12 protein-coding genes are annotated in these 13651 nt (G+C 32.7%); 8 read left to right on the top strand and 4 right to left on the bottom strand.

Annotation, left to right across the window (positions count from 1 at the left end):
• The first annotated feature begins 260 nt into the window (after positions 1-260).
• Positions 261-563 carry a GNAT family N-acetyltransferase gene (locus Z053_RS0109960; RefSeq protein ID WP_025664871.1) on the top strand — a complete coding sequence of 101 codons (303 nt, stop codon included), beginning with the start codon at positions 261-263 and terminating at the stop codon, positions 561-563.
• Between the two features lie 79 nt (positions 564-642).
• Here the strand turns inward: Z053_RS0109960 and mtaB are convergent, their stop codons facing one another.
• Entirely contained in the window at positions 643-1956 is a 1314-nt protein-coding gene (gene mtaB / locus Z053_RS0109955; RefSeq protein WP_025664870.1) for a tRNA (N(6)-L-threonylcarbamoyladenosine(37)-C(2))-methylthiotransferase MtaB, read from the bottom strand.
• Positions 1957-2112: 156 nt separating this feature from the next.
• Here mtaB and Z053_RS0109950 point away from each other — a divergent pair, with 156 nt between their 5' ends.
• Positions 2113-3720 (top strand): ABC transporter substrate-binding protein, encoded by a 1608-nt coding sequence (locus tag Z053_RS0109950; protein WP_035095785.1) that lies wholly within the window; start codon positions 2113-2115, stop codon positions 3718-3720.
• Between the two features lie 115 nt (positions 3721-3835).
• Complete coding sequence (locus tag Z053_RS0109945) at positions 3836-4018, top strand: hypothetical protein (RefSeq protein ID WP_025664868.1); 183 nt, start codon at positions 3836-3838, stop codon at positions 4016-4018.
• Between the two features lie 161 nt (positions 4019-4179).
• Here Z053_RS0109945 and Z053_RS0109940 read toward each other — a convergent pair whose 3' ends face one another.
• From Z053_RS0109940 to Z053_RS0109930, 3 genes are all read right to left on the bottom strand, one after another.
• Positions 4180-5361, bottom strand: coding sequence for a GlmU family protein (locus tag Z053_RS0109940; protein WP_025664867.1), 1182 nt, complete (start codon positions 5359-5361; stop codon positions 4180-4182).
• 602 nt (positions 5362-5963) lie between these two features.
• The gene (locus Z053_RS0109935; protein ID WP_025664866.1) at positions 5964-6215 is read right to left on the bottom strand and encodes a type B 50S ribosomal protein L31; all 252 of its coding nucleotides are present in this window, start codon (positions 6213-6215) and stop codon (positions 5964-5966) included.
• 137 nt (positions 6216-6352) lie between these two features.
• Entirely contained in the window at positions 6353-6829 is a 477-nt protein-coding gene (locus Z053_RS0109930; RefSeq protein ID WP_025664865.1) for a hypothetical protein, read from the bottom strand.
• 327 nt (positions 6830-7156) lie between these two features.
• Between Z053_RS0109930 and Z053_RS0109925 the strand changes: the two genes are divergently transcribed.
• The 5 genes from Z053_RS0109925 (at position 7157) to Z053_RS0109900 (ending at position 13020) form a co-directional block, all read left to right on the top strand.
• Positions 7157-7684: a DUF4199 domain-containing protein gene (locus Z053_RS0109925; RefSeq protein ID WP_025664864.1), complete on the top strand. Its 528-nt coding sequence runs from the start codon at positions 7157-7159 to the stop codon at positions 7682-7684.
• Positions 7685-7837: 153 nt separating this feature from the next.
• The gene (locus Z053_RS0109920; RefSeq protein ID WP_024771189.1) at positions 7838-8365 is read left to right on the top strand and encodes a DUF4199 domain-containing protein; all 528 of its coding nucleotides are present in this window, start codon (positions 7838-7840) and stop codon (positions 8363-8365) included.
• A 3-nt stretch (positions 8366-8368) separates the two neighbouring features.
• Positions 8369-9316: a glycosyltransferase family 2 protein gene (locus tag Z053_RS0109915; protein WP_025664863.1), complete on the top strand. Its 948-nt coding sequence runs from the start codon at positions 8369-8371 to the stop codon at positions 9314-9316.
• A 121-nt stretch (positions 9317-9437) separates the two neighbouring features.
• On the top strand, positions 9438-11165 hold the full coding sequence (locus Z053_RS0109905) for a phospho-sugar mutase (protein ID WP_025664862.1): 1728 nt from the start codon (positions 9438-9440) through the stop codon (positions 11163-11165).
• A 31-nt stretch (positions 11166-11196) separates the two neighbouring features.
• Entirely contained in the window at positions 11197-13020 is a 1824-nt protein-coding gene (locus Z053_RS0109900) for an ABC transporter ATP-binding protein (RefSeq protein ID WP_025664861.1), read from the top strand.
• Positions 13021-13651: the final 631 nt, after the last annotated feature.

The raw sequence follows: 13651 nt of genomic DNA, 5'->3' as shown, positions 1-13651 counted from the left end.
TCTTTGCGTATCAAAATTATAGTATTCCTTTGTTAGAAAAAAGGAAACATTGAGTTAAATTTTTGCAAAAGGGAATTTTAGAACTAACTAATTTTAGTTAGATGAGACAAGGTAAAACCTCATTTTTATTAGGTTAAAAACCTATATTTCAGATATATATCTGAAAAACCTTCTCTAATTAAGATGGTTATGATTAGTAAGGTTAGCTCCTTATAAACATTTGATTAAATATCTCAATAATTTAAAAAAATATGGAGAACATGAGTGCTGTTGAATTAGAAATTATCGACAACGAATTTCTAAGACAATTCGAAACTACAATTGACGGTCAAAAAGCAAAGATCGAATACGCGCTACAAGAAAGAAAAATATTTCTTACTAAACTTATCATGAGTGAAGAACATCTTGAAAAAGGTTACGAACAAGATTTTATCGTTGCAGTATTTAATGTAATTGAAGAACGTAATATTAGATTAGTACCTACTAGTCCTATTATTGCAAAATTTATGCGAAAAAACCGAAGGAAATATAAAGATTTACTTCCCGTAGGAATAAATATATAGTATACTACTCTATTATAACACACAAAAGCCTGCTATACAGCAGGCTTTTGTGTGTTATATATTGAACTTCGCTTGATTTTTATGCTATAAAATCAAATCTCACCATCCCATCTTCATCAATAGTTCTTAATCTCACCTTATGTAAGGTATTCACATACAATGGATTCCATGGCATTTTTACTTTCACATAATTTTCTGTAAAACCATGTATATATCCTTCTTTATTTTCAGACTCAAACAGAACTGTTCTTTCGGTTCCTAACTGGCTTTCATAAAACGCTCTTCTTTTCTTTGCAGATAATCCTCTTAACATTTTACTTCTTTTCTTTCTAACATCCAGAGAAACCACACCATCTAAAGCTGCAGCTACTGTATTATCTCTTTCAGAATAGGTAAATACATGTAAATATGAGATATCTAATCGAGATAAAAAGTTATAGGTGTCTAAAAAGTGATCATCGGTCTCACCAGGAAAACCAACAATAACATCTACCCCAATACATGCATGAGGCATTACTTCTTTAATCTTTTGTACCCTATCAACATATAGATCACTAAGATATCTGCGACGCATCAGTTTTAATATATCATCATTCCCAGATTGTAAAGGGATATGAAAATGTGGCACAAAAGTCCTGGAACCTGACACAAAATCTATAGTTTCATTTTTAAGTAAATTGGGTTCTATAGACGAAATTCGTAATCGTTCAATACCTTCAACCTCATCCAATGCCTGTACAAGTTCGAAAAAAGTATGTTCATGTTTCTTATTTCCATACTCACCTTTACCATAATCTCCTATATTAACTCCGGTAAGCACAATCTCTTTAATTCCTTTTTCAGAAATTTCTTTAGCATTTTTTAATACATTCTGCAGGGTATCGCTTCGTGAAATTCCTCTGGCAAGCGGGATTGTACAGTAAGTACATTTATAATCACAACCGTCCTGCACTTTTAAGAATGCACGGGTACGATCTCCTATAGAGTAACTACCCACATAAAAATCGGCTTCTTCGATTTCGCAAGAATGCACTTCTCCAAAATCATTCTTAGAGAGATCATTAATATAATCGGTGATCTTAAATTTTTCTGTAGCTCCCAAAACAAGATCTACACCATCTACAGAAGCTAATTCTTCAGGTTTTAACTGGGCATAGCATCCCACAGCAGCTACAAAAGCATCTGGATTTACCTTTTGCGCTTGTTTAACTATGGTTTTAAATCTTTTATCTGCGTTTTCGGTAACAGAACATGTATTAATGACATAGATATCTGCATTCTCAGAAAAATCTACACGATCAAAGCCTTCATCTGTAAAATTTCTTGCTATTGTAGAGGTTTCTGAAAAATTCAGTTTACAACCCAAAGTATAAAAAGCAACTTTTTTTCTCATAAAACATAAGTGTCATTTCCGCAGGGGCAGAAATCTCATTATATTTACCCATACCAAAACTCAAAAATATTGAGTCACTCTAGAATAAATTTTCAGGGTGCAAATATACCAACAATAATTCGTTTACTAAAATTGAAGTGTGTTCATTATTTTTTCATAATTCGCTATTTAACAATAGCTTATATTTTACTTACTCTCGTATCCTGTAAAGATTCTTCTCAAGAAAACAGAGATCATTTGGTATTTCGGTATAATCAATATGAAAACATAAGTTCATTAGATCCCGCATTTGCGAGGGATGTTGCTAATATCTGGTCTACAAATCAGTTATTTAACAGTTTGATACAACTAGACGATTCTTTACATATTAAGCCGGATATTGCAAAAAGGTGGGAAATTTCTGAAGACGCCCTTACCTATACCTTTATACTTCGAGATGATGTAAAGTTTCATAAACATGAACAATTTAAAACTAAAGACAGTACTCGATATGTTGTTGCAGAGGATTTTGTGTATAGTTTTAATAGATTAGTTGATCCCAAAGTAGCATCTCCCGGTAACTGGGTTCTTAAAACAGTAGACACCTATAAAGCTATTAATGATACTATTTTTGAAATCAAACTAAAAAAACCTTTTCCCGCATTTTTGGGATTAATGAGTATGCGATATTGCTCTGTGGTTCCTAAGGAAGTTGTATCGTTTTATGGTAGTGAGTTTAGAGCGAATCCTATTGGTACTGGTCCTTTTAAATTTAAATTATGGGAAGAAAACATCAAGCTCGTTTTGCGTAAAAATGAATTGTATTTTGAAAAGGGCAAAAATGGCAAACAACTCCCCTATCTCGAGGCTGTAGCCATTACTTTTTTACCCGACAAGCAAAGTGAATTTTTACAGTTTGCCAAAGGAAATATCGATTTATTAAACAGCTTAGATGCCTCATATAAAGATGAATTATTAACCCCTAGCGGAAAGTTAAGAGAGAAATACAGAGAACGTATCAATATAAGTAAAGGCTCTTATCTAAATTCTGAATACCTGGGTTTCTACCTCGATACAGACAAAAAAGAAATACAATCGAAACTACTGAGGAAAGCCATCAATCATGGTTTCGACAGGAAAAAGATGATCACCTATTTAAAAAATGGTATAGGAACCCCTGCAATACACGGTTTTATCCCAAAGGGTATTCCCGGGTTTAATAAAATTCCTGGATATGAGTATGACCCTGTAAAAGCTCGTAAGTTAGTAGAAACCTATAAAAAGCAAACAGGAAACAACAATCCAACCATACGAATTGCTACAGATGCAAATTATCAGAGCATTTGCGAATTTATACAGCGAGAACTTGAGAAAGTTGGATTAAACATTATTGTAGATGTAATGCCATCTTCGACGATACGCCAAAAGAAATGGAAAGGAAAATTAGAATCTTTTCGTGCCAGTTGGATTGCAGATTATCCGGATGCCGAAAATTTTCTATCACCATATTACAGTAAAAATTTTACTCCTCACGGCCCTAACTATACACATTTCAAAAATGAAACTTTTGATCGCTTATACGAAGAAAGTTTCTTAATAACCGATATCAAAATAAGAGAGCAGCACTATGCAAAAATGGACTCTATCATTATTGCAAATGCTCCTATCGTTCCTCTATATTATGATCAGGTAGTTCGATTTACTCAAAAAAACGTAAAAGGACTCACCAATAATCCACAAAATTTCCTGGTACTAAAACGAGTGTGGAAAGAGAAAATAAAGTGATTATTTCTACAAAAAATAAAACTATTCTGCTTTTTATCGATTTAATATGCTTTATGACAGCTAAAATTATATTTTAGCAAGAATAAATAATTCTATTAATTCAAACAAATTAAGTATGAAATCCATTTTGGAAATTCAAGGAGTACAAAAACTTACCAAGAATCAACAAGCAAAAGTAAAAGCTGGAAATACTGCCTGCTGTACAGTAGGAGCAATTCAATCCGGAACAGGAAACTGGTGGGGAGGATTAGTAAGCTGGGCTTGTGTATGCAAAGGTAGAAAGGATAATGCAGAATAAATTTTGCTAAATAAAAAATGCTGCATAGATGATAGTATCTTTTGCAGCATTTTAAAAATTTCTAATCGTTTTATTTATCTCTTGTAAAAAAACAATAAATCACCAATTCCTTAGAGTCTTCTGATTTAGTGAGATAATTATATTATACAAACACAAGAGAACTATTTTTCATAACTCTTTCGCCATTGCTTAGTATCTTCAAAGATATGTTCGAGAATCTGTTCTTCTTGTTTTGTAAACTCAACTTTTCTTCTGGACATAACTACTTTAGCCACTTCAAAGGCTTTTTTGGTCAAGTAGGTCGTAAAACCTGCACTCCCTCCCCAGCTATAGCTAGGCACAAAATTACGTGGAAAACCTGTACCAAAAATATTGGCATTTACCCCTACAACAGTCCCTGTATTAAACATGGTATTGATACCACATTTAGAATGATCTCCCATCATCAAACCACAGAATCGCAATCCTGTTTTTGTAAAACTTTCTGCTTCATAATTCCATAAGCGAACTTCGGCATAATTATTTTTAAGATTAGAGGTATTTGTATCTGCTCCCAGGTTACACCATTCTCCTATTACAGAATTCCCCATATACCCGTCATGCCCTTTATTAGAGCATCCAAATATTACAGAGTTATTAATCTCTCCTCCTACCTTAGAATACACTCCAATAGTAGTACCTCCATAAATCTTTGCTCCCATCTTTACTACAGCACGATCACAAAGCGCAAAAGGCCCTCTAATCATACTACCTTCCATGATTTCGGCATCTTTTCCTATGTATATCGGTCCTTTACTGGCATTAAGTGTTGTAAATTCGAGTGTTGCTCCTTCTTCAATAAAAATATTTTCGGGTGCGATGATATTATTACTTTCAGGAATAGGCTCACTTACCCTACCCTGTGTTAGTAGCTTAAAATCATCGGCAATCGCCTGTTCATTTTTTGAAAAGATATCCCAGGTATGCTGTACCGTAAACACATCCGTATCGTACGTTATTATCTCGTAGGCTTCAAAATCTACCTCCTGCTCCTCTTTAACATAAAAAGCGATAGGTTCGTCATTACAAAAAATAGCCTGTTCGGGTTTCAGGTTTTTGATAGCAGCCACCAACTGCTCTGATGGTAAATAAGAAGCATTGATCATTATATTCTCTGCCAGCTCTACCATAGGAAATTTTTCGCTTAGATATTCTTCAGTTACTGTAGAAGTAGTAGATCCCAAATATTTCTCCCATTTCTCGCGAATGGTTAATATCCCAATCCTAATCTCGGCAACTGGTCGTGTATAAGTAAATGGTAATAACGCATTACGTGAGACACCGTCAAAAAGAATATAATTCATGTTTTGATTTCAAAAAATTAGTTAGTTATACGGCTGCAAAAATAAAGACGTTAATATTAAAAATAGTGTTGTTTGACGAATTTATTTGTAAAATAACATAAATAATATTTAAGAGCAGATACATCACTTCGAGTAAAATTCTATAAAAACTTAGTATCGAGAAGTACTTTTTAGTTATACATTTTCTTGTTTTCGATACACCAAATCAGAGATCTGGTACTCAAACTGACAAAAATTTCATATCCATTATTCATGTTAAAATAGTAAAATGAATTTGTCATAATTTGAGTTCGATCTAAGAAAATCACATAGACTCGAGTGCCACGTTTTTGGACGTGGTGTATTAAGCCCTTCGACACACTCAGAATGATAAGGATTTGCTAAAAAAGTTATTCTCGATAGCCCTGCTGAGCCCTTCGATAAACTCAGGACAAGCCTTGCCGAAGTACATTTTGTCTCCATTCCATTATGACAAAACACTCGAATTGACGCTTTTTAAGTATTATAATTTACATCGAACTCGTATTTAATTAATCTGAATTTTTGGGAATAAAAAAAGCCTTTCCGATCGGAAAGACTTTCTATTATAGTATAGTACTAAATTACTTTTTGAACTTAGCATATTTGTTTTTGAATTTATCAATACGTCCTGCAGTATCGATAAGTTTAGACTTACCGGTATAGAAAGGATGTGATGTTCTTGAAATTTCTAATTTCACTAACGGATACTCTACACCATCTACTTCTAAAGTTTCTTTAGTATTGGCTGTAGATTTAGTTAAAAAAACTTCATCGTTAGACATATCTTTAAAAGCAACTAATCTATAATTTTCTGGGTGAATACCTTTTCTCATTGTATTATTCTTTTCTATTTTCGAGGTGCAAATTTACAACTATTTTTTTAAATGCAAAAATTATTTCACAAATAAAGAAATGTAAATTAATTGGTGTGAAAGGTACCTGTTAACTATTCTAGGATACTATTAAAATATTATTCTTCTTGACAGCCGCATGCCCAATTAAGCAAGGCTCCTAGTTCTTTGTAATTTGCACCAACAGAGTCACTAGCATCACAACAACCTGAATTCTTACTAGATTTCGTTTTAATATTTAATCTTAGATACTCAAATTGATCAGCAATATTATAAAATTCTTCTGTAGTCATATTTAATGCTACTAACTGATAATACACATCCAGAAAAGCTTGAGTTTGAATCCCTAAGAAATTCTGAACCATCTCTTCCAATTCAGCTTGATTTAACGGTGTCGTAGAAGATTTTTCAGACACAGAATTAACAAATGTTTCATATTTCCCGCTTTTAACTGCACTATTATTAAACTCAATAATAGTCTGCTTTACCAGGTATTCTTTCTCCGCTAATGAAACTTGTGTAGATTCCTCATCTCGAGAACAAGAAATTACAGTAAGGAAAGAAATCACACATGTAAAAAGTAATAGTTTTCTCATAAATACTAGTTTCGTTAATATATTTTTATACAACTCAAATTGGGGTAAGCAATTCTAAAAAAGTTTGTTTCATCAATAATCTACTATAAAATTACTCCTAAAACACAAGTTATCAACAGATTAATCCTTTACAGTCATTTTAAGCGAATCCCCTTATTTTACGCCTGCTGACACCATATTTTAACTACGGTAAAACCGTAATAATCTAGTAAATATACGATAAAAATGTGAATTATATCGATAAAGTGCTATTTTTACAATACTAATACCATTTTATTATATTTGCGCACTTATGGTTAACAAACAACTGAAAAACATTTTTATACTATGGAAAAAACAACTATTTCTATCAAAAAACACATATTAAAATATGGAATAACTTTAGGGATATTATTCGTTGTATATGGTGTTATTTTATACCTAACTAATAATACAACCAGCAAAAATCAAATTTTTGCTGTTATAAGAGCAGCGGTACTAATTGGAGTTATTATTTATGGAATAAAAGTTTACAAATCAGCTAATAATGGTTTTTTAAAATTGAGTGAAGCTCTAAAAATAGGTATTGGGATTGCTTTGATCGGAGGTATTATTACTATTGTTTGGAATTCTCTTTTAATGAACGTAATCGAACCCAATATGACAGATCAAATATTCGACGCTCAACGAAAGGCAATGTTTGAAAAAAACCCAAATATATCTCAAGAGCAAATCAAACAAAGTAGAGCAATGGTTGAAAAAATTAACTCTCCTTACATAATGTCAATAATAGGAATAGCTTGGAATCTATTTTCCGGTTTTATTATTTCTTTAATAGGCGGAGCCATCATGCAAAAAAACAGAGATGTTTTTTAATGTATAGATCTATTTATCTACTTATTTATCATTATTATATCTAAAAATACTAAGTAGACATTAGTGATCAATCCTATAAATTTATTACGCATCCTGTAACAATTTACTATATTTGTGTACTTATGGTTTATAATAACCAAAACTATAGTATATATGGAAAATGATAAGGCATCAACCAAGAAAATTATAATCAACTACGGAGTAATCCTGGGGATTCTCTCTGTCCTAATGGGAGTAGTAGTCTATGTTATGGATGGATATGCTGAGCAAAACTGGGTACATTCTGTTATCGGTTTGGCAATTATGGTCGGTGTTACCGTATACGGAATAAAAGCATATAAAGCTGCCAACGGTGGATTTCTTAAACTTGGTGAAGCCATAAAAATTGGGCTGGGTATTGCTCTTATTGGCGGTATCATAAGCGTTATCTGGACGATTCTGTTAATGAGCGTTATTGAGCCGGATATTGTAAACCAAATGAATGAAGTACAGCGTGAACAGATGATCGAGCGTTTTCCTGATATGCCAGAAGAACAATTAAACCAAAGTCTGGAGATGACTAAGAAATTTACAACTCCATATATGCTTTCGGCATTTGCGTTAATCTGGAGTTTATTTATTGGATTTATCATTTCCCTATTTGCAGGATTAGCAATGCAAAAGAAACAAGACTTATATTAATATATGAATATATCTGTGGTCATACCACTGCTTAATGAGCAGGAATCACTTAACGAATTATACAATTGGATTGCAAAAGTTATGCAATCCAATTCTTTTTCTTACGAAATTATCTTTATCGATGATGGTAGTACCGATGGATCGTGGGATACCATCTCTGCGTTATCAACAAAAGATTCGAATGTAAAAGGAATTCGTTTTTTAAAAAACTTTGGCAAATCCCAGGCGCTACACTCGGGATTCAAAGAAGCACAAGGTGATGTAGTGATCACTATGGATGCTGATTTACAGGACAATCCTGAAGAAATCCCAGAATTGTATGATATGATCACCAAAGAAGGATATGATCTTATTTCCGGATGGAAAAAGAAACGATATGATTCTGTTATTGCCAAAAATCTACCTTCAAAATTATTTAATGCTGCGGCCAGAAAAACATCTGGTGTTAAATTACATGATTTTAACTGTGGACTAAAGGCGTATAAAAATATCGTAATAAAAAACATAGATGTACATGGTGAGATGCATCGTTATATCCCGGTACTTGCCAAAAATGCCGGTTTTGCCAAAATCGGTGAGAAAGTAGTGCTACACCAGGCTCGAAAATATGGTAAAACCAAATTTGGAATGAGTCGTTTTATTAACGGTTTCCTAGATTTAATCACCATTTGGTTTATGTCGCGTTTTGGCAAAAGACCCATGCACTTTTTTGGTCTTATCGGTACCTTACTTTTTATTATAGGGTTCTGTTTTTCGTTATACCTGGGAATCGATAAACTTTTTATAGAAACCAAAGGGAGACTCATCGCACAACGCCCCGAGTTTTATGTAGCGTTAACCTCTATGATCCTGGGAACACAGTTCTTCCTGGCAGGATTCTTAGGTGAAATTATCCTAACCAGTAAACGAAGTAAAGAGCGATATAGCATTGCAGAAAAGATACATCTTTAATGTACTCAATTCATCTTGCAGACATAAAAAATCAAGATGAATTATATATCGAAGCAGTTTATGCGTATTTCGAAACTTTTTTACCAAAATTAAATAGTATTTTTGCACTAAAATCACAAGCATGCAAATCACAGATTCTGTTATAAACCTAAGAGTTGACGAGTGGTTAACTCCGGTTTTTGATACCGCTACACAAAAAGAAATTAAAAATTTACAGGATACTAATTCAGAAGAATTAAAAGAGAGTTTTTATAAAGATCTCGAATTTGGTACCGGAGGTATGCGTGGTATCATGGGCGTAGGTACCAATCGAATCAATAAATACACCCTGGGAAAAAGCACACAAGGATTAAGTAATTATCTGATCAAGCAATTTCCGGGAGAACAGCCAAAAGCAGTAATCGCTTATGATTGTAGACATAATAGTGATACGCTTGCACAAGTAGTTGCAGATGTATTTTCTGCTAATGGAGTTAAAGTCTATTTATTCTCTAGCCTTCGCCCTACTCCAGAATTATCTTTTGCCGTACGAGAATTAGGATGTCATTGTGGTATTGTACTTACTGCAAGTCATAATCCGCCAGAATATAATGGCTATAAAGTATACTGGCAGGATGGCGGACAATTAGTTCCGCCGCAGGATGGTGAGATTATTTCAGAAATAAATGCATTAAAATATTCAGATATTCAATTTGATACCAATCCCAGTCTTATTCAAAAAATAGATCAGGAGATTGATACCGTTTTTATTGAACAAAGTGTAAAAAACGGAAGTTTTGCAGCTACCCAGGAAGCAAAAGACAATACAACAATTGTTTTTACTTCTTTACACGGTACTTCTATTACTGCTGTACCCGAAACTCTCGAAAAAGCAGGATACAAAAATGTACATATTGTACAAGAACAAGCAGAACCCGATGGTAATTTTCCTACTGTAAAATCTCCTAATCCAGAAGAACCAGAAGCCCTAACTATGGCAATGGAACTTGCTGCCAAAGTTGATGCAGATATTGTAATCGGTACCGATCCTGATTGTGATCGATTAGGAATAGCTGTGCGTAATGACCAGGGAGAATTACAGTTACTTAACGGAAATCAGACTATGATTGTAATGACCTGGTTTTTGTTAGAAAATTATAAAAAACAAGGGTTTACGGGTAATGAATTTATTGCCTCTACCATAGTATCTACTCCTATGATGCAAAGTCTGGCCCAGGCCTACAGTGTAGAATATAAAGAAGTGCTAACTGGTTTTAAATGGATTGCCAAATTAATCAAAGATTTCCCCGAGCAACACTTTATTGGTGGTGGCGAAGAAAGTTTTGGATTTATGGTTGGTGATTTTGTTAGAGATAAAGATGCCGTAACATCTACCTTACTTGCTTGTGAGATTGTTGCTTTTGCGAAAGCAAATGGTAGTTCTTTTTATAGTACTTTATTAGATTTATATACAAAACATGGTTTTTATAAGGAACATTTGGTTTCATTAGTGAAAAAAGGAATCGATGGTGCTGCAGAGATTAAGCAAACTATGGTGGATTTAAGAAATAATCCTCCAGAATCTCTTAATGAAGAAAAAGTAGTACTGATCGAGGATTATCAAACGGGTATTGCCAAAAACATTCAGGATCATACAGAACACAGTATCGATATCCCAAAATCAAATGTTTTGATATTTTATACCGAAGCTGGAAGTAAAATTGCAGCCAGACCAAGCGGAACAGAACCAAAAATAAAATTTTATATAAGTGTACAGGAATCACTTCATACCAGTGCCGACTTTACCACTGTGCAACAACAATTAGATGGTAAAATTGAAGCCATCAAAAAAGACTTACAATTAACTTAAACAACAGTGATAGCTGTTCAGTATATTTTTAATGAATTATTTTAAACAAATTCTTCGCTTTGCGAAACCCTATAAAGTATATGCTATATTAAATATAATTTCTAATATTTTTTATGCCCTTTTCGGAACACTATCTATGGTGTCTTTATTTCCCATGCTGAAGGTTCTTTTTGACAAAACTGAAAGGATTAGGGTTAAACCAAAATGGGAAGGCATATTAAAAGCTAAGGAATACGGTGAAGATTACCTTAATTATTTTGTAACACAAAAAGCCGATGAAGGTAATGAGGACGTTCTAATTTTTATGGTCGTTCTGGTAATTAGTATGTTCTTTCTTAAGAATATTTTTAATTATCTAGCCATGTATTTTATTACATTCCTAAGAAATGGTGTACTAAAAGATATACGTAATGAATTATACAAAAAGACAGTAGAATTACCATTGTCATATTTTTCAGAAAAAAGAAAAGGAGATACTATGGCTAGAATATCTACAGATGTTTTAGAAATACAACATTCCTTTTTATCTATATTAGAACTTATCGTAAGAGAACCTCTAATGATTCTATTTACGATACTCACCATGTTATTGATAAGTCTAAAATTGACAATATTTGTCTTTATTTTTATTCCTATATCGGGGTTTTTGATTTCCTTAATTGGAAAAAAATTAAAAAAACACTCGGATAAAGTACAACAGGAACAAGGTTTTTTTCTTTCTATTGTTGAAGAAACTCTTGGTGGATTAAAAGTTATCAAGGGGTTTAATGCTGAAAAAATATTTGGAAAAAAATTCCAAAAGTCTACTTCACGTTTCTATAATTTCTCTAATACGCTACTAAACAGGCAAAATCTTGCATCTCCAACAAGTGAATTTTTGGGTATAACCGTTATTTCTATTTTATTATGGTATGGGGGGCAAATGGTACTGGTTGAAAAATCATTAGATCCAGGGCTTTTTATTGTATATATGGGTCTTGCTTATAATATTCTTACGCCAGCAAAAGCTATTTCTAAGGCGAGTTATGGAGTAAAAAGAGGTAATGCAGCGGCAGAACGTGTACTAGAAATACTAAATACCACCTCTCCTCTACAAGATCACCCTGATGCAAAAGAGAAAAAAGAGTTTACCTCTGATATTAGTATAGAAAATATCTCTTTTAAATATGAAGATGAGTATGTGCTAAACGATTTTTCTTTAAAAGTACCAAAAGGTAGTTCTGTTGCACTGGTTGGTCAGTCTGGTAGTGGTAAATCTACCATCGCCAATCTGGTTACTCGTTTTTATGATGTAAATAAAGGAAACATAAAAATAGATGGTGTTGATATCAAAGATCTCACTAAACACTCCCTAAGAGATTTAATGGGGTTGGTTACCCAGGATTCTATTTTATTTAATGAGTCTATAAAAAATAATTTACTGGTTGGAGATCCAACTGCATCTGACGAAGAAATTATAAAAGCTTTAAAAATTGCTAATGCTTGGGAATTTGTAAAAGATTTACCGGCCGGTATTGAAACCAATATAGGAGATAGCGGTAATAAAATTAGTGGCGGACAAAAGCAACGGTTATCTATAGCACGTGCGGTATTAAAAAATCCTCCGATCATGATTTTGGATGAAGCCACTTCTGCTTTGGATACCGAAAGCGAACGGTTGGTACAATCTGCATTAGAGAACATGATGAAAAATAGAACAAGTATTGTAATTGCACATAGGCTATCTACAATACAAAATTCAGATTTAATCGTTGTAATGCAAAAAGGAAAAATTGTTGAACAAGGAACACATGATGAGCTTATTTCTAAAGATGGTATTTATCAAAAGTTGGTAAATATGCAATCACTAGAATAGGTAAATCCTCGATAATAGCTATTATATAAATAAAAAAGAGTGCTTTCGCACTCTTTTTCTTCACACAAATCATCTTAATTTAGGGGCTTATTCTAAAATTAAAACTCACTCTTATTAATATCTTCCATCTTGGGGGGGATGGAAAGACTAACTTTCTTTAATTATGGTGTAAATATAATGCAAAAATCCGGTACACACAAATAAAAATTGAATTTTACCTATAAAAAATACTTTTTATCAGCACAAATTAAAAATAAAATCATTTTTTTGTAGTATAAAACTTACAATATTGTTCATTAAATAAACAACAAATTTTCTTTAAGTAAAGGTTATCCAAAGTATAAAGCATAAAAAAGAGTGCTTTCGCACTCTTTCTCTTCACACAAATCATCTTAATTTAGGGGCTTATTCTAAAATTAAAACTCACTTTTATAAAAACTTTCATCTTGGGGGAAATGAAAGAACTCAATCATTATTACACTGTAAAGATAGTAATTATTTTTAATCCACCAAATAAAAGGTGCATTTTATCTAATAATTTTGTTTTTTAACATTATTAAAGATGGGAATTATCATATTTTGTAGTAATAAACCTACAATTGTTAATTTTATACAAAAAATATGAAACAGA

It is taken from the genome of Aquimarina megaterium XH134 (assembly GCF_000520975.1).
Classification (GTDB): domain Bacteria; phylum Bacteroidota; class Bacteroidia; order Flavobacteriales; family Flavobacteriaceae; genus Aquimarina; species Aquimarina megaterium.
Note: the sequence above shows the minus strand (reverse complement) of the source record. Positions and strands in the feature narration are given on the sequence as shown.